The following is a 17,120-nucleotide window of genomic DNA, read 5'->3' on the forward strand; positions in this document are numbered from 1 at the left end:
ATCAGCTCTTCTGCAGGGCGAGATGCACACCGAGCCCTACCAGGATCGTTCCGCCGGCACGCTGCATCAGCCGCTGGGCATGGCTTGAGCGTTTCAGGCGCGTGACCACGGCTCCCGCCAGGATCACGCAGACCAGATCGGCGGAAGAGAACATCAGATTGACCATGGTTCCGAGCAGCACGAACTGCAGCCAGACCGGAAACGCCGCAGAAGTATCGATGAACTGCGGCAGGAACGCCATGAAGAAAATCGCCGTCTTCGGGTTGAGAACCTCGACGCTGATGCTTTCAAGAAAGGCCCGGCGGGCGGATTTCTGCTCTACACCCGGCATGGTGACGTCGCCATTGACCTTGGCACGAAACAGCGAAATGCCGAGCCACACCAGATAGGCTGCGCCGCAGAATTTGACCGCGAGATAGAGCACCGGCACGGCATGGAACAGCACCGACAATCCGGCCGCCGCAGCAAACACGTGCACATAGCCGCCGAGATGAATGCCGAATGCCGCCATCAGCCCGGACCAGCGGCCGCGCGCAATGGTTTGCGCCGCCGCGTACAGCATGGCGGGGCCGGGAATATAGGCAAAGATCGCCGTGGTGATGAAAAAAGCGATTAAAAGTTCGGTGGATGGCATGTGCGGCTCCGGACGTGGGTCCCAGGGTAATGGAACTGGAACTATAGACAAAAAGCGCTCTGGCGGAAGCGGCATTCGGTCCTGGTCCGGATGTCATGTCGCCTATCCGTCACTCCGATCATTCCGGCTGATTGAAAACGGCCTCGATGCGGTGTCCGTCGGGATCGATGACAAAGGCTGCGTAATAATGCGCGCCGTAATGAGGCCGCAAGCCGGGTTTGCCGTTGTCGCTGCCATCATGGCTGAGGGCAGCCGCATGAAACCGGTCGACAGCTCGCCGATCCGGTGCGGCAAAGGCAAGGTGAAAGCCGGGGCCGGGCACGTGCCTGCCTTCCGGCCGATGCTTGATCGCCAGCTTGTCGCCGCCACCCGGCGCGCCATAGCCGACCGCCTGATCCGCTTCACCCGGCCGCAAATCCTCCCAGACCCTGACATATCCAAGCGGGGCAAGCGTCGCATCGTAAAAAGATGCTGCGCGCTCGATATCGGCAACGCCGAGCGAAATGTGATGAAGCATGTGCATGGCGGGGAACTCCGGCGCAGTTTGATAGGATGTGATGAAATGCTAAGCGCCCATCGATTGGGGCACAAGCGGCGCCAACATCCGGAATACCTCCACGAGACGCGGTTGACATGTTTCCTATATAGAGATAATTTCTCATATATGGAAAACACCTCGATTGATACCGCTGCTATGGATCAACGCATCGCCAAGCGCCTCAAAGGATTGCGGGCGGAGCGCGACTGGTCGCTGGATGAGCTTGCCCGCCGCAGCATGGTGAGCCGTGCCACGCTGTCCCGGCTCGAAAATGCCGAGGTCAGTCCCACCGCCCAGGTGCTCGGCAAGCTGTGTTCCGCCTATGGCCTCACGATGTCGCGGCTGATGCATATGGTCGAGGATGAGTTCGCGCCGCTGATCCGCCGCGAGGCGCAAGCCGTGTGGATTGATCCGAGTGTCGGCTTCAAGCGCCGTTCCGTATCGCCGCCGGCACAAACCCTGGCGGGCGAGATGCTGGAATGCGAGCTCGATCCGGGCGCCCGCATTTCCTATGACAACCCGCCACGCCCGGGTCTCGAACACCATTTGCTGCTGATCGAAGGCCAGCTTGAGGTGACCGTCGATGGCCAGACCCATGCTCTCAATCCCGGCGACTGCCTGCGCTATCAGCTGTTCGGGCCCAGCGCCTTCGCCACATCCGAACATTCCGGTGCACGCTATGTGCTTTTCATGCTGTGAGGCCCCATTGACCAACGATATTGCTGTTTTTGATGCCGATGACATCGAGGCCCATGTGCAGGCGCTCGGCGCGCTCCTGCATGCCTGCGTGCATGGCGGTGCCAGCATCGGCTTCGTCTTGCCGTTCTCGCAAGCCGACGGGGAGGCGTTCTGGATGATGAGCGTGCTTCCAGCGGTCCGGCAAGGCAAACGATTGTTGGTCGTGGTCCGTAAAGACGGAAGGATCGCGGGAACCGGCCAGCTTGATTACGATACGCCGCCCAATCAGCCGCACCGGGCCGAAATCCGCAAGGTGATGGTGCATCCGGATTTCCGCCGCCAGGGAATCGCCAAGGCGTTGATGGTCGAGCTGGAAAGCGCGGCGCACCGGTTGGGGCGGGGTTTGATCACCCTGGACACGCGGACCGGCGACAAGGCGGAACCGCTTTACCTCGGCCTGGGCTATCAGATTGCCGGAATCATTCCGGACTACTGCCGTGATCCGTTCAAGGATCATCTCGACGCCACCACGATCATGTTCAAGGCCATCCCGGCCTAATCCTCTGCCGTCTCGAACACCGGAAGCACGCCGAGAATATTGGCCGAGCGCCGGATGATTTCTGCAGCCATCGGCGCCGCGTTGAGGCCGGCGCCCGCGGCGACCTGCCCGTCGACAGGCTTGGGTTCATCGATGATCGTCAGCACGACATAGCGCGGGTTCTCGATGGGGTAGGCGGCGATGAAGGTGTTGAAGCGCACGTCCTTGGAATAGCGTCCGTTGATGACCTTTTCGGCGGTTCCGGTTTTGCCGCCGACGCGATATCCGGGAACCTGCGTCCGGCTGGCGGAGCCGCCCGTGCCCTTCTGGGCATTGAGCCGGTAGAGATAGCGCAGATCATCGCTGGTCTTCTTGCTGACCACCCGTTTGGCCATGGTCCGCGCTTCTTCAATGCCACGCGGCAGGAATGTCGGCGCGATCAGCATGCCGCCATTCAGCAGAGCCGCGGCTCCGACTGCGGTCTGCAGCGGCGTGGTGGCCATGCCATGGCCGAAGGAAATCGTTATCGAGTGAACCTTCTTCCAGACTTTCGGCTCTGTCGGCCGCGCCACCTCGGGCAATTCCGTCTGCATCCGGTCGAGCAGGCCGAGCCGGACCAGGAATTCGCGATGCCCTTCGATGCCGACCACATCCGCTTCCTTGGCCGAACCGATATTGGAAGAAAACAGGAACACTTCCGGCAAAGTCAGCACGCGGCGTTTGCCGTGGAAATCGTGGATGGTCTGGCGGCCGATGGTGATGGGGCGGGTGGCGTCGAAAGTGCTGTTGAGATCCACCTTGCCGGAATCGAGCGCCATGGCCGTGGTGAAGGTCTTGATGGTCGAGCCCATCTCGTAGACACCGGCCGACATGCGGTTGAGCCGGTCCTTCTCCAGCGCGTTGAACGGATTGTTCGGATCAAAATCCGGCACCGAACCCATCGCCAGGACTTCGCCGGTGTCGGCGTCGAGTACCACGGCGCCCGCGGCAATGGCGCGGTAACGTTCGACCGCATTGACCAGCACGTCGCGCACCACGTGCTGAACCCTGAGGTCAATGGAAAGCTTGACCGGTGCGAGCTTGCGCGCATGGGCAAGGCCGACATCGCGCAGGTCGGACAGACCCTGCGAGTCGATATATTTCTCCATGCCGGCAATGCCCTGATTGTCGACATTGACCAGGCCGAGAATATGCGCCGCCGTCGGGCCGCCGGGATAGAAGCGGGATTTCTCTGTGCGAAAGCCGATCCCGGGTATGCCCAGCGCCATGATCTGGCTCTTGTGTTTCGGCGTCAGGCCGCGCTTGAGCCAGGCAAAGCCGGCCTTGCCCTTCAGGCGGGCGTAGGTCTGCTCGAAATTGAGATCGGGCAGGACGGTGGCAAGCAGCTCGAACGCCTCATCCGGGTCGATGATCTTGCGCGGTTCGGCATAGAGCGAGACGGTGTTGATATCGGTTGCCAGCACCGCACCATTGCGGTCGAGAATGTCCGGACGGGAGGCCAGAATGGAGCCCGTCGGTCCATTGAAATCCACCGGATCGTCCTTCATGCCGTAAAAGACCAGCCGCCCGCTGATAATGCAGAAAATCCCGATGAAACAGGCCATGATAATCAGGATACGGTTTTGGGCGCGGGCGCTGCGTGGGGTCATTATCTCATTGTGAAACTGAGGATTGGGGCTGATCGCGCAAAGGTAGCATCGTTTGATCAGCTGCAATTCTCACGATTTCCGGAATGTCTTGTTAACCTGAACAGATGCTTAACATCGGTTTTTAGCGTGGATAACTCCGGGAAAATGCCGGTCACCTCTGGTCAAAATCCGATGGCAGCCGTTCCGCGAAAACGGGTTTTGCACGGGCCTCCGCCGCAGGCCGCGGGGGGCACGATGCGGGAAACTCATTCGTGCGCCTTGATCCCATAACATCAGAAATTTTACTTATAAATTTGAAATATATTACAAGTAAAATAAGTATACATACTATGTTTTGTTTTTCCAAAACGACACTTGCTTGTCACATGTCCTTACATATACTCCGCCATCACAGGCTTTTTGGGAGATCATTTCGATGGCGAAAATAGTGGGTGGTGGCACAAGCGATGTTCTGCACGGGACGGACGGGAACGACAATCTCTGGGGTCTTGGCGGCAATGATATTCTCGACGGCGGCGCGGGCAATGACTTTCTCTATGGCGGGGCTGGAAATGACATCCTGACCAGTTCGAGCGGTTTTGACCAGCTTGAAGGCGGCGATGGAGACGACAGGCTGGTGTTCAACGGCGTTGGCGGCGCAGCACGCGGCGGCGCGGGTATCGACACCCTTGCGGTCGATCTTTCCCACTCTGCCGAACCGGTCACCTTCAACGGTTCCAGCGGCCACCTCTTTTTCGGGGATGCGACGGTTCCGGCCAATCATCTCTATTTCGTCGACCTGGAGCGGCTTGAGCTGACGACGGGAGCGGGCAATGACAAGATCATTGCGACGAATTTTTCCCATATCGATGTCAACGCCGGCGCCGGTGACGATCGCGTCGAAGGCGGCGATGGCAACGACCGCATATTTGGCGGCGACGGCAACGACACGCTGTTCGGCGGCGGCGGCAATGATGAGATGCATGGCGATGCCGGCAACGACTATATCGACGGCGGCAATGGCGATGACAGAATCTGGGGCGGTGACGGCAAGGATGTTCTCTTCGGCGGCCGCGGCAATGATTACCTCGATGGCGGTGCCGGCAACGATACGCTCAATGGCGGCGACGGCAATGACACGCTGCTGGGCGGTGCGGGTGACGACATCCTCAAGGGCGGGTCGGGCAACGATTTTCTCGACGGTGGCACCGGGACAGACCATCTCTTCGGCGGAGCGGGCGCGGATACATTCATATTCGATGCCAAAACCCTTGGCGGTGTCGACCACATCGCGGATTTCAATGTGGCGGAAGGCGATGTGATCAATCTCCGCGATTTCACCGCGGGCAGCACCGGCATTCACGATTTCGACAGTTTTCTCGCCGCGTCGCACGACACGGCTGACGGCGTCTATGTCAGCTTTGACGGCGATTCCAGCGGCATTCTGATCGAGCATGTGTCTCTTGCCGATCTCTCGCCGGATGACGTTGTTTTTTCTTGAGATTGCGCAAACACGCGAATGAGCTTTGAAGCAGGCGCATGCGTTCACGTGCCTGCTTCTCTCTGAAGATCAGCGCTGCATGGCATAGGCCGGCAGATGGCTCATGTCCGTGCTGGTTTCATCAAAGCAGAAACCGACCAAGCCGGCGATCAGATGGCTGTCCGGGTGGTCATCGGGTGTTGCCATTGGTGCTCGCAGGCTGGTCCCGATCGTTTCCAGTGTCAGTTTTTCACTTGCATGTGATTTGGCAATACGGATGACGGACGCCGTCACCATGGCATCGACCGCCTGCGGTGTGTCGCCCAGGTCATCGATAGAGGCTTGCACGGTAGCAACCAGTCCTTTCGCAGCGGCGATGAGCAGGTCCGGTATCTGCCGCAACCCGCTATAATCGACAAGTGGCGGCTCCATCGACGCCATCAGAATATCGCTGGGCAAGGCAGGCCGCTCGCCGGGTTTCGGCATGTCGTCGGGCAGCACCGCCGGTACGAGGGTGTCGAACGGCCAGGCGCGTTTCAGTTCCGCAACGGTCATATCGGCGATGTTCACATCGATGTCGCGGTTCGTGCCATTGGGCCGGTAGGGGCAGCGCGTCTTGCTGCAATTGTTCTGCGAGGCAAATTGCCAGAGCGCATAGTCCTGCCAGTTGCCTTTCGGGAAATGCGGGGCGATGTCGGCCTCATACCGCGCATACCAGAGCGGCAGGCGCGACAGGATCGGCAATGCCAGCCGGTGATCGGCAATGTATTTGGCCGTGGTGCCATTGGTGTAGAGCACGGGATAGCGGCCGGTGCGCAGTTTGATCTGGGCAACGAATATCTCGCCGTCCGCCAGCGACATGAACCGGGCGGGGTCATTGTCCTCGATATCGATGGCCATCAGTTCGTCACTGGTCGGCTCGGCATAATCGATGAAATGGTTTGCCTGTTCTATCGGGTTGCCGGGACGAGCCAGGTGGTAGGAGCCCCATTTCAGGCCCAGCGCTTTGGCCAGAACGCGCCGCGTCTGGTAGAGCTCGCGCGACACCGCGTAGTTGCGCCAGATGCGGCGGCATATTTCCTGATCCTTCACATCGGCGATGCGTCCGCAATGATAGGCGGCAGGCATGCCATCGGATGCCTTGTGAATGAAGGCGGCAATGCGCGGATCCCTGACGATTTCCGGGAGATTGAACGAATTGTGCTCATAGCCGTCGAGAACGATGGCGCGCTGCTGGTTGGACCAAGGGGTCTGGAACTGGGAGTCCGCACGGGAAGGGGCGCTGGACATCAACGCGGTGACAAGGGCAGCAAGGGCGAAAACCTGCGCTCGGATTGTCAAATGCCTGTCCCTTCACACCTCGTGGTCTGCGGCTTCCGATACAAGCGCCCATGATCGCTGGTTCATGGTTAAAATGCCGTAAAGCACAAGGGTTGATCGGCGTGAACGCCCGTCGGAGTCGCGGGATCATGTGTCTGCGGTGCCGAACAGACCGCGCCGCAGAAGGGTTAAAGGGCACGTTTTCTTACGTTTACGTAAAAATCCACTTGCCTTGCCAGGCTGGGGGCGGCAATGTCTATCCGCAACGACGCAGTATCACTGGATGAGGAGACTTGTGATCAATGTACCGGGCGCCCGTCGAGGAAATCGCACACACGTTGAAGAAAATTGCCGGTCTGGACGAGGCCATCGCCGCCGGGCGTTTTGCCGAGCTCTCCGACGATCTGGTCGATGCCATCCTGGAAGAGGCGGGCAAATTCGCGTCCACGCGCGTTGCGCCGCTCCTGGAGGTTGGTGACAAGCACGGAACACCGCTGAAAGATGCCGAAGTCACCATGCCGCCCGGCTGGAAAGACGTTTACAGCGACTGGATCGGCGGCGGCTGGAACGCCCTGACCGGCAAGGAAGAGTTCGGCGGACAGGGTCTGCCGATGATGCTCGCAGTGGCGGCGCTGGAAATGTGGAATTCCGGTTCCATGGCTTTCGGCATCGGACCGACATTGACGCTTGGCGCCATCGAGGCGCTCGAAGCCCACGCGACGGACGATCTGAAACACACCTACCTGCCAAAGCTCGTCTCCGGCGAGTGGATGGGAACCATGAATCTCACCGAACCGCAGGCCGGTTCCGATGTGGGAGCATTGCGCTCGCGGGCCGAGCGGGCCGATGACGGCACCTACCGCATTTTCGGTCAGAAGATTTTCATTACCTATGGCGAGCATGACCTTACGGACAACATCATCCATCTGGTTCTGGCGCGCCTGCCCGATGCGCCTGCGGGAACCAAGGGGATATCGCTGTTCCTGGTGCCGAAATTCCTGGTGAATGCCGATGGTTCGCTCGGCGCCCGCAATGATGTGTTCTGCAGCGGCGTCGAGCACAAGATGGGCATTCACGGCTCGCCCACCTGCACGATGATCTATGGCGATGGTTTTGCCAGGGACGCCAAGCCGGGCGCCATCGGCTGGCTTATCGGCGAAGAAAACCGCGGTCTGGCCTGCATGTTCACCATGATGAACAATGCAAGACTGGCCGTGGGCATCCAGGGAGTTGCGGTGGCGGAGGCCGCCTATCAGAAATCCCTGTCTTATGCGCAGGAGCGCCGCCAGATGCGCGCGCCGGGTTGGACGGGTGAGGGCATGAGCCCGATCATCGAACACCCCGACGTGCAGCGTAACCTCCTGACCATGAAGGGCCTGACCGGCGCGGCCCGCTCCATCGCCTATGCCTGCGCCCACGCATTGGATATGGCGCGGACCGGCGCGGACGACGACAAAAAGCACTGGGCAGATCGCGCCAACCTGCTGACGCCGGTCGCCAAGGCATTTTCCACCGATGTGGGTGTGGATGTCGCGTCCATCGGCATCCAGATCCATGGCGGCATGGGCTTCATCGAAGAGACTGGCGCCGCACAGTTTTTGCGCGATGCCCGCATTGCCCCGATCTATGAGGGAACCAACGGCATCCAGGCCATCGATCTCGTCCAGCGCAAGCTGCCGCTCGATGGCGGCAACCACGTCAAGGCCTATATCGCCGAGCTGCGCACGGTGGCCGAAGCCGTTTCGCTGAGCAACAGCACCGATTTCGGCAACACGGCGGAGCGCCTGCAGGCCGGTCTTGACGATCTGGAGGCAACGACGCTCTGGCTGCAGCAGACCCTTGCCGGCGGTGACATCAGCAAGGCGCTTGCCGGAGCGACGCCCTATCTGCGCCTCTTCGGCCTGGCTGCCGGTGCAACCTATCTCGCCAAGGGTGCGCTGGGTGGCGACAATGCCGGCCGGACGGCCCTTGCGCGATTCTTCGCCGAAAATCTTCTCAACGAAACGTCGGCGCTGAGAGATCGCGTCATCAACGGTGCGCCGAGCCTGCTCGGTGCCCGTGCCGCATTGCAATAGGGAAACTTCATGTCAGATCATATCGTCATCGAGCGCCACGGCGCCGTCCAGACCATCCGGATGAACCGCCCGGACAAGAAGAATGCCCTGACGCGGGCCATGTATGCGGCCATGACCGGAGCGCTGGTGGAAGGCGATGCGAATCCGGATATCCGCACGCATGTATTCCTGGGGGTGCCGGGCGCCTTCTCCTCCGGCAATGATCTGCAGGATTTCATGGCCTTTGCCACGTCGGGTACGATGGGCACCGAGGTTGTTGACTTCCTCATCACATTGACCAACAGCAGAAAGCCGGTTGTTGCGGGTGTGGATGGGCTTGCCATCGGAATCGGCTCGACGCTCAATTTCCATTGCGACTTGACCTTCGCCACGCCGCAATCCCTGTTCAAGACGCCCTTCGTCGATCTGGGTCTTGTACCCGAAGCGGGTTCGAGCCTGCTCGGACCTGCCCTGATGGGCCGTCAGCAGGCCTTTGCCTTCCTGGCGATGGGTGCCGGGTTGAACGCGGCCGAAGCGAAGGACGCCGGTCTTGTCTACCGGATCGTCGAGGCGGACCAGCTGGAAAGCACTGTTCTGGCCGTGGCGACGGAAATTGCCGCCAAGCCGCCGGAAGCCATGCAGATCTCGCGCGATCTCCTGCGCATGCCGCGCGCTGAAACGGTCGAGCGCATCAAACTGGAGGCTGGGCATTTTGCGGAACGGCTCCAGTCGGAAGAAGCACGGGGCGCCCTGATGGCCTTCCTGACGCGCAAGAAGGGCTGAAGAGCCCTTACGGGTACAAGCGGGTTTTGCCCCAGTCGCCATCCGGCGTCGCGCGGCTGAAAACCACGCGGTCGTGCAGGCGGAAAGGCCGGTCATGCCAGAATTCAATGGATGTCGGGCGAATGCGGAAGCCCGACCAGTGGGCGGGCCGGGGTATCTCGCCGATGGCATAGCGGGCCGTGTATTCTGCGACAGCTTTTTCCAGGGCAAAACGGCTTTCCAGCGGCCGCGATTGCTTGGAAGCCCAGGCGCCGATACGGCTGCCGCGCGGGCGGGTGGCGTAGTAGGCATCGGCTTCCGCATCGCTGACAATTTCCACGGGACCGCGCACACGCACTTGACGGCGCAGCGTTTTCCAATGAAAACACATGGCGGCCTTCATTGAGCCCAGTATTTCCTGACCTTTCTGACTTTCAAAATTTGTATAAAAAACAAAGCCTTGCTCGTCAAAACCTTTAAGAAGAACCATGCGGACATCCGGCAGGCCATCACTATCCACCGTTGCCAGAGCAACAGCATTCGGGTCATTCGGCTCGGATTTGGTCGCATCTTTGAGCCATTCGTCGAAGAGCGCGAAGGGTTCGGTTTTTTCTGTGAAGTCACCGGTTGTTAACTTCATTTCACCCATAGTCATAGCTGGTTGACCTTGTTAAAGAGAGATATGCGTTTGGCATTGGCAATACCAGATATCAAGAACCTTGGGGCGAAAATTCCGGTGCGGACTGCGCCGTTCGCTGCTGTTTTTGTGCTCTGTCTTCTCTCCGGCTGTGCCATGAAAAGCTTCAGCGTCGAGAGCGCGGTCCCGGACAAGGCGACGGTGACGGGTTCGGTTGCTCCAGCGCCGCAGGTGGATGCCAAGGGTGCCGCCGACCAGTCGACGGTCCGCAATATCGTCTCCGCGCTGAATTTCACCCAATGGGGCAACAAGCCGCTGCCATGGTCCAATCCGGAGACCGGCAGTCAGGGCACGATCACGGCAATCGCCGAGAAGAAGACCGAGACAGGGCTCTGCCGTGAATTCCAGACATCGCGCGAATCTTTTGACGGCGTCATGCTCTACAAGGGTGAGACCTGCATGCAGGATGGCGGACAATGGACGCTGAAATCCTTCGCGCCGATTTGATTCTCTGCAACTGAATGATATTTTCGATGGAACCGGGCAGCGATTGCAGATTTCTTGACAGAAAGTCTGGAATTTCTTCCTATTGATGCGCATATAACGGGCAAATCCCCAACGCACCCCGTTTATGCCAGTGGAACGAATGTGACGTTCGCATCCCATTGTACATGACGAGGAATATGCGAATGTCACATTCGTTCCACTAGGAAGGGCACACACATGCGCGATCCTTATACCGTGCTGGGCGTCGCCAAGACGGCGAAGCCTGAAGAAATCAAGTCGGCGTTTCGCAAGCTCGCCAAGAAATATCATCCTGACCAGAACCAGGATGACCCGAAGGCGCAGGCAAATTTCTCCGAGATCAACCAGGCCTATGAGATCATCGGCGACAAGGAACGTCGCGGCCAGTTTGACCGGGGCGAGATCGACGCCGAGGGCAAGCAGCGGGCGCCGCAGGGTTTCGAAGGGTTTTCCGGCGGTGGCGATCCCTTCGCCGGTTTTGGCGGTGCACGCGGTGCGCGGTCCGGCGGATTCGACTACCGCAGCACGGCCGGTTTTGGTGCTGAAGATATTCTGAGCAGCCTCTTCGGCGAGGGCGCCGGCGCTTTCGGCGGCGGACAGCGCCGCGCAGGACCACGCAAGGGCACGGACCTCCAGGCCACCATCGACGTGACGCTTGAGCAGGCTGTCGGCGCCGAGAAGGTTGAAGCGGTTTTTCCAAACGGTAAAAGGCTGGCGATCAAGCTGCCCGCGCAGGTTGAAAATGGTCAAACGATTCGCCTGAAGGGGCAGGGCGAGGCCATTCCCGGCGGAACACCCGGCGATGCGCTGGTCACGATACGTTTCAGGCCGCACCCGAAATTCAAGGTGGAAGACCACGACCTGCATCTCGACCTGCCGGTGTCGGTGCGCGATGCGGCACTCGGTTCCCGGCAGGAAGTCGAGACCCTGAATGGCCGTGTGGCGGTGAAAATAGCGCCGTGGACCAGTTCTGACCGGGTTTTGCGCCTGAAAGGCAAGGGTTTGCCGAAAAAGCCGGATGGTCACGGCGATCTCTTTGTTCATGTTCGCGTCATGTTGCCCGAGCATGGTGATGCGGCATTGGAAGCATTTCTGCGCGATTCGAGTCTCTGAAAATCAACGGTTCCCGAAAATCCTTGACGAAACTGACACGATGCTTGAAGCCCGGCGCGGGCTGTGCGATACCGCAAATCAATCATATGTCTTTCGTGAAGGGTTGGTAAATGACCGCCAAAACTGGTTTGATGCAAGGTAAACGCGGACTTATTATGGGCGTTGCCAATAATCGGTCGATCGCCTGGGGCATTGCCAAGGCGGCCCATGATGCCGGTGCCGAGCTTGCTTTCACCTATCAGGGTGATGCGCTGAAGAAGCGTGTCGAGCCTCTGGCGCAGGAACTCGGGGCTTTTCTGTGCGGCCATTGCGATGTTTCGGATGCCTCGACCATCGATGCGTGCTTTGCCGCTCTGGAAGAGAAGTGGGGCAAGATCGACTTTCTGGTGCATGCCATCGGTTTCTCCGACAAGGACGAACTGACCGGCCGCTATGTCGATACATCAGAAGCGAATTTCACCAAGACCATGCTGATTTCGGTGTTCTCGCTGACGGCCGTTGCCAAGCGCGCGGAAAAGCTGATGACCGATGGTGGCTCGATCCTGACGCTGACCTATTACGGCGCGGAAAAGGTCATGCCGAATTACAACGTCATGGGCGTTGCCAAAGCGGCGCTGGAAGCCAGCGTGAAATATCTGGCTGTGGATCTCGGCCCGGACAATATCCGCGTCAATGCGATCTCCGCCGGTCCGATCAAGACGCTGGCCGCGTCGGGCATCGGTGATTTCCGCTACATCCTCAAATGGAACGAGTACAACGCCCCGTTGCGCCGTACCGTTACCATCGAGGAAGTCGGCGATGCCGGCCTGTATTTCCTCTCCGACCTGTCCCGTTCGGTCACGGGCGAAATTCACCATGCCGACAGCGGCTATCATGTCGTCGGCATGAAGGCTGTGGACGCGCCGGATATCTCTGTCGTCAAGGACTAGCTCCAAAGTGCATCTGCCGGACTCGATTGTTTATTTCTCGCGTCACGGCGAGACGGACTGGAACGTGTCCGAGCGAATCCAGGGGCAGGAAGACGTCGATATCAATGCGCGCGGCCAGCAGCAGGCCGCACGCAACGGCGATATGCTCAAATCCCTGATCGGGGAGGGAGCGGGGTTCGACTTTGTCGCCAGCCCCTTGCGCCGCACGCGCGATACGATGGAGCGCATCAGAACCCGCATGGGGATCGATCCCTGGACCTACCGCACCGATGCCCGCCTCATGGAGGTGAATTTCGGTGCTTGGCAAGGTTATATGCTGGAAGACATCGAAGCCCGGTCTCCCGACCTTGTGGCCGCACGCGCCCGGGACAAATGGAACTTTGTTCCGCCGGGGCCTACGGCCGAAAGTTACGCCATTCTGGCAATACGGATAGGGAACTGGCTGTCAGAAGTGCGGGAGCCGACGGTATGCGTGACGCATGGCGGCTGCATGCGCACGATTTTCCAGATGGTGGAGGGCCTTGATGGCCATGATGCGGCGAACCTTGCCATCACCCAGGATAAAATTCTGCGCCTTGAGAAGGGCAATCTGACCTGGATGTAACCATCCAGGCCTCGGCTTGTGAGGAACAGGTGCTTATTGCACCGATTCTTCGATATCAGTGATGAAGCGCTCTTTGTTGACCAGGTCGAACATGATCGTAACCTTCATGCCCTTGTCGATGGCGCTGAAGTCGAATTCGCCCGGCAGCTTGTAGACCTTGCCATCGTCGAGCGTAATGGTCGAATTGTCTTCGTCGATTTTGGTGATGGTGCCCTGCGCATCGTCAGCGAGCGCGCCGACCGGAAGCAGGGAAGCGACGAACATGAAGGTCGCGACGATGAAACGCATTTTGATATCCTCTTTAATCAAAATCTGGTGGTCGATTTGTCCGTCACCTTAAAGCGCGCATTTGTGGCAAAACAATTGCTTTTTTCGTGGTGGACGAAGGAATTTCAGCGGCGGGTTTGACCACAGGCGTAAACGCTCATAAAACCCCCTGACATAACGCCGGGTAATCTCATGTCGCATAATACTTTCGGTCATCTTTTTCGTGTCACCACCTGGGGTGAAAGCCATGGAATCGCGCTTGGTTGCGTGGTCGATGGTTGTCCGCCCGGTATCAGCTTTACCGAAGCCGAGATTCAGGCCTATCTGGACAAACGCAGGCCCGGCCAATCGAAATACACCACCCAGCGGCGCGAGCCGGATCAGGTGAAAGTCCTGTCCGGCTTCATGCTGCAGGATGACGGCGTCACCATGGTCTCCACGGGCACGCCGATTTCGATGATGATCGAGAACACCGACCAGCGCTCCAAGGATTATGGCGATATCGCCCGCCAGTACCGTCCCGGCCACGCCGATTACACCTATGATGTCAAATACGGCATCCGCGACTATCGCGGCGGCGGGCGCTCGTCGGCGCGCGAAACCGCGGCGCGCGTTGCCGCCGGGGCCATTGCCCGCAAGGTTGTGCCTGGGCTGATCGTGCGCGGCGCGCTGGTGGGCATGGGCATTCACACGATCGACCGGGACCGCTGGGACTGGGACGAGGTGGACAACAACCCGTTCTTCACGCCGGACCCCGGCTCCGTCGACCTCTTCGCCGGTTATCTCGACGGTATCCGCAAGGCGGGTTCCTCCATCGGCGCCGTCGTTGAAATCGTCGCTGAAAACGTGCCGGCCGGGCTCGGCGCCCCCGTCTACGGCAAGCTCGATCAGGATATTGCCAGCTATCTCATGTCCATCAATGCGGTAAAGGGTGTCGAAATTGGCGATGGTTTCGCAGCGGCCACGCTGAGCGGCGAGGAAAACGCCGACCAGATGCGCATGGACAATCACGGCAAACCGATTTTCCTGTCCAATCATGCAGGCGGCATTCTCGGCGGCATTTCCAGCGGCGCACCCATCGTCGCGCGCTTTGCTGTCAAGCCCACCTCATCCATCCTCACCCCGCGCCAGAGCATCGACGCCGATGGCAAACAGGTGGATGTGATGACCAAGGGCCGTCACGATCCCTGCGTCGGCATTCGCGCTGTCCCCATCGGCGAAGCCATGGTTGCCTGCGCGATTGCCGATCATTATCTCAGACATCGCGGCCAGACCGGCCGCATCTAAAGCATCTAATCAAGAGGCGCATACATGGCTTACAATCAGAAACGGGTCGTCGATGCGCTGCGTGCGTTCGAACGCGGTGAAATCGTCGTTGTCATGGATGATGACGGGCGCGAGAACGAGGGTGACCTGATCGTAGCGGCGGTGCACTGCACCCCGGAGAAGATGGCATTCATCGTGCGTCACACCTCCGGCATCGTCTGCACGCCCATGCCGCGCGACCACGCCAAGCGCCTCAATCTGGCGCCGATGGTGGCCGAGAACGACGCGCCGCATTCCACCGCCTTCACCGTGACCGTCGACTACAAGCACGGCACCACCACGGGCATTTCCGCCGATGACCGCACCCTGACCGTGCGCAACCTCGCCAATCCCAATGCCGGCGCTGCCGATTTCGTGCGTCCGGGACACATTTTCCCGCTGATCGCGCGCGAGGGCGGCGTGCTCATGCGCTCCGGCCACACGGAAGCTGCCGTTGATCTGTGCAAGCTCGCCGGCCTGCCGCCGGTCGGCGTCATCTGCGAACTCGTCAACGACGACGGTTCGGTGATGCGCGGCCCGCAGGTGGCAAGCTTTGCCGAAACGCATAAGCTGCACCAGGTGACGGTGGCCGATCTCATCGCCTACCGCCAGCGCAAGGAAACCCTGATCGAGCGCATCGGCGAATATGAGATCGATACCTGCGCCGGGCAGGCAAAGGCGATCACCTATGCGCTGCCGTGGGAGCCGATGCACCACGCGGCCATTGTTTTCGGCGATATCCGCGACGGCGAGGACGTGCCTGTGCGCCTGCAGCGCGAGGACATTCTCAGCGACGTCTTTGGTGCGCGCAACACGCTCGACAGCATCATGAAGCGCATTGCCGAGGAAAAACGCGGTGTCATCGTCTACCTGCGTGAAGGCTCCGTCGGTGTCGGCCGCGATGACGACCGCAACCGCGCCACGCTGCAGGACCGCGAGGCGCATGCGGAAGCCAAGGTGCGCGAGGAAGAATGGCGCCAGATCGGTCTCGGCGCGCAGATCCTGAAAGATCTCGGCATCACCTCGATCCGTCTCTTGTCGTCCCGTGAGCGGCACTATGTCGGTCTCGAAGGCTTTGGCATCCAGATCACGCGGACGGATATTATCTGACACGTGGCTTCCTGCCTCTTATGGACATCAAGAAGCGATTTGGTCTGGCTGTGAAGGAAAGACGGGGTGCCCTGGGCATCTCGCAGGAAGAACTGGCGATGCGCATTGGCGCAGACCAGGCTTACGTCAGTCGCATGGAAGCGGGCCGGATGAATGTTACGCTGGAAACCGCCGAGCAGGTTGCAACAGCAATGCATTGCGACGTTGCAGCGCTGCTTGGCGAAGCCGGATGGCGTGTTGGTTCGATCTTTGTTTATTCATGGGCTGCAAACTCCTCTTGCGTGGTGCGTGGTTCGACAAGCTCACCATGAGGGAGGGAGTGGTCTGCAAAGCTAATCTTAGACGTTGCAGAATATAGCTCCCTGTAATCCTCACCCTCCCTCATGGTGAGCTTGTCGAACCACGCACCAATGTGCTTGCTGAGCTTATGGAACCATGAACTGTTATGCCCTGCAACAGGAACCCCCTAAACCCGCCGCTCCTTGATTGTGTTCATGACAAAGCTGGTCTCGATGGAGGCGACGCATTTCAGCCGGGCGATCTTTTCCTTGATGAAGCGCTCATAGTGTTCCAGCCCGGCGCACATGACTTTCAGCACATAATCGCGCGAGCCGGTGACAAGGTGGCATTCCAGCACCTCGTCCCAGCCGCGGATCGCCTCCTCGAACATGACGATCTCATCCTCGTGCTGGCGGCTGAGCCGGATCGTGGCAATGGCGGCCATGGTCCAGCCCTCGATGATGGGATCGACAAGGGCGGTGTACCCCCGGATGATTCCGGCGTCCTCCATCCGCCGCAGCCGGCGCAGGCAGGGGGAAGGGGACAGTCCGACCCGCTCGGCCAGATCGTTGTTGGTGATCCGCGCATCCGCCTGCAATTCCCTGAGAATGCGCCGGTCGGTCTCGTCAGCAATTTTCTGCGTCATAATCTCTCATTCGTGGCAATTGTTAGCGTCAATCAATGCAATTTGATCGTAAAAAGCAAGGATTGATCCCAGC

The 17,120-nt window shown here is 59.6% G+C and carries 18 protein-coding genes and 1 pseudogene; 12 read left to right on the forward strand and 7 right to left on the reverse strand.

Annotated elements, in window-relative coordinates:
* Position 1: 1 nt before the first annotated feature.
* Both AC1Q5O_RS00990 and AC1Q5O_RS00995 read right to left on the reverse strand, forming a co-directional pair.
* Positions 2-634, reverse strand: a complete 633-nt coding sequence (locus AC1Q5O_RS00990; protein ID WP_346305756.1) for a LysE family translocator — start codon at positions 632-634, stop codon at positions 2-4.
* 118 nt (positions 635-752) lie between these two features.
* On the reverse strand, positions 753-1,151 hold the full coding sequence (locus AC1Q5O_RS00995; RefSeq protein WP_492563050.1) for a VOC family protein: 399 nt from the start codon (positions 1,149-1,151) through the stop codon (positions 753-755).
* A gap of 177 nt (positions 1,152-1,328) precedes the next feature.
* Between AC1Q5O_RS00995 and AC1Q5O_RS01000 the strand changes: the two genes are divergently transcribed.
* Both AC1Q5O_RS01000 and AC1Q5O_RS01005 read left to right on the forward strand, forming a co-directional pair.
* Complete coding sequence (locus AC1Q5O_RS01000; RefSeq protein ID WP_492561612.1) at positions 1,329-1,871, forward strand: helix-turn-helix domain-containing protein; 543 nt, start codon at positions 1,329-1,331, stop codon at positions 1,869-1,871.
* 7 nt (positions 1,872-1,878) lie between these two features.
* Entirely contained in the window at positions 1,879-2,409 is a 531-nt protein-coding gene (locus AC1Q5O_RS01005; protein WP_492561613.1) for a GNAT family N-acetyltransferase, read from the forward strand.
* Here AC1Q5O_RS01005 and AC1Q5O_RS01010 read toward each other — a convergent pair.
* Positions 2,406-4,019: pseudogene (locus AC1Q5O_RS01010) on the reverse strand (peptidoglycan D,D-transpeptidase FtsI family protein); the annotation flags it as partial. The gene AC1Q5O_RS01005 and the pseudogene AC1Q5O_RS01010 overlap by 4 nt on opposite strands.
* Before the next feature lie 433 nt (positions 4,020-4,452).
* Here AC1Q5O_RS01010 and AC1Q5O_RS01015 point away from each other — a divergent pair.
* Positions 4,453-5,517 carry a calcium-binding protein gene (locus AC1Q5O_RS01015; protein ID WP_492561614.1) on the forward strand — a complete coding sequence of 355 codons (1,065 nt, stop codon included), beginning with the start codon at positions 4,453-4,455 and terminating at the stop codon, positions 5,515-5,517.
* A gap of 69 nt (positions 5,518-5,586) precedes the next feature.
* Here AC1Q5O_RS01015 and AC1Q5O_RS01020 read toward each other — a convergent pair whose 3' ends face one another.
* Positions 5,587-6,837, reverse strand: a complete 1,251-nt coding sequence (locus AC1Q5O_RS01020; protein ID WP_492561615.1) for a glycoside hydrolase family 25 protein — start codon at positions 6,835-6,837, stop codon at positions 5,587-5,589.
* A gap of 281 nt (positions 6,838-7,118) precedes the next feature.
* Here AC1Q5O_RS01020 and AC1Q5O_RS01025 point away from each other — a divergent pair, with 281 nt between their 5' ends.
* Both AC1Q5O_RS01025 and AC1Q5O_RS01030 read left to right on the forward strand, forming a co-directional pair.
* Entirely contained in the window at positions 7,119-8,891 is a 1,773-nt protein-coding gene (locus tag AC1Q5O_RS01025; protein ID WP_492561616.1) for an acyl-CoA dehydrogenase family protein, read from the forward strand.
* 9 nt (positions 8,892-8,900) lie between these two features.
* A complete protein-coding gene (locus AC1Q5O_RS01030) occupies positions 8,901-9,653 on the forward strand; it encodes a crotonase/enoyl-CoA hydratase family protein (protein WP_492561617.1) in 753 nt (250 codons plus the stop codon).
* Between the two features lie 7 nt (positions 9,654-9,660).
* On the opposite strand, the gene pdxH is transcribed toward AC1Q5O_RS01030, so the two are convergent.
* Positions 9,661-10,281, reverse strand: coding sequence for a pyridoxamine 5'-phosphate oxidase (gene pdxH / locus AC1Q5O_RS01035; RefSeq protein ID WP_403177461.1), 621 nt, complete (start codon positions 10,279-10,281; stop codon positions 9,661-9,663).
* Positions 10,282-10,425: 144 nt separating this feature from the next.
* Here pdxH and AC1Q5O_RS01040 point away from each other — a divergent pair, with 144 nt between their 5' ends.
* The 4 genes from AC1Q5O_RS01040 (at position 10,426) to AC1Q5O_RS01055 (ending at position 13,440) form a co-directional block, all read left to right on the forward strand.
* Positions 10,426-10,776: an RT0821/Lpp0805 family surface protein gene (locus tag AC1Q5O_RS01040; RefSeq protein ID WP_464662912.1), complete on the forward strand. Its 351-nt coding sequence runs from the start codon at positions 10,426-10,428 to the stop codon at positions 10,774-10,776.
* A gap of 216 nt (positions 10,777-10,992) precedes the next feature.
* On the forward strand, positions 10,993-11,907 hold the full coding sequence (locus tag AC1Q5O_RS01045) for a DnaJ C-terminal domain-containing protein (RefSeq protein ID WP_492561618.1): 915 nt from the start codon (positions 10,993-10,995) through the stop codon (positions 11,905-11,907).
* 110 nt (positions 11,908-12,017) lie between these two features.
* Entirely contained in the window at positions 12,018-12,836 is an 819-nt protein-coding gene (fabI, locus tag AC1Q5O_RS01050) for an enoyl-ACP reductase FabI (protein WP_091880942.1), read from the forward strand.
* Between the two features lie 13 nt (positions 12,837-12,849).
* Positions 12,850-13,440, forward strand: a complete 591-nt coding sequence (locus AC1Q5O_RS01055) for a histidine phosphatase family protein (protein ID WP_492563053.1) — start codon at positions 12,850-12,852, stop codon at positions 13,438-13,440.
* 33 nt (positions 13,441-13,473) lie between these two features.
* Here AC1Q5O_RS01055 and AC1Q5O_RS01060 read toward each other — a convergent pair whose 3' ends face one another.
* Positions 13,474-13,728 (reverse strand): DUF1344 domain-containing protein, encoded by a 255-nt coding sequence (locus AC1Q5O_RS01060; RefSeq protein ID WP_182547647.1) that lies wholly within the window; start codon positions 13,726-13,728, stop codon positions 13,474-13,476.
* Positions 13,729-13,899: 171 nt separating this feature from the next.
* Between AC1Q5O_RS01060 and aroC the strand changes: the two genes are divergently transcribed.
* The 3 genes from aroC to AC1Q5O_RS01075 are packed head-to-tail and all read left to right on the forward strand — an operon-like array spanning position 13,900 to position 16,433.
* A complete protein-coding gene (gene aroC / locus AC1Q5O_RS01065) occupies positions 13,900-14,994 on the forward strand; it encodes a chorismate synthase (protein ID WP_492561619.1) in 1,095 nt (364 codons plus the stop codon).
* 24 nt (positions 14,995-15,018) lie between these two features.
* Positions 15,019-16,122, forward strand: coding sequence for a 3,4-dihydroxy-2-butanone-4-phosphate synthase (gene ribB, locus AC1Q5O_RS01070; protein WP_229490889.1), 1,104 nt, complete (start codon positions 15,019-15,021; stop codon positions 16,120-16,122).
* Between the two features lie 20 nt (positions 16,123-16,142).
* Entirely contained in the window at positions 16,143-16,433 is a 291-nt protein-coding gene (locus AC1Q5O_RS01075) for a helix-turn-helix domain-containing protein (RefSeq protein ID WP_492561620.1), read from the forward strand.
* Between the two features lie 155 nt (positions 16,434-16,588).
* On the opposite strand, the gene AC1Q5O_RS01080 is transcribed toward AC1Q5O_RS01075, so the two are convergent.
* Positions 16,589-17,047, reverse strand: a complete 459-nt coding sequence (locus AC1Q5O_RS01080; RefSeq protein ID WP_492561621.1) for an Lrp/AsnC family transcriptional regulator — start codon at positions 17,045-17,047, stop codon at positions 16,589-16,591.
* Between the last annotated feature and the right edge of the window lie 73 nt (positions 17,048-17,120).

This window comes from Phyllobacterium sp. MT110, assembly GCF_058792715.1.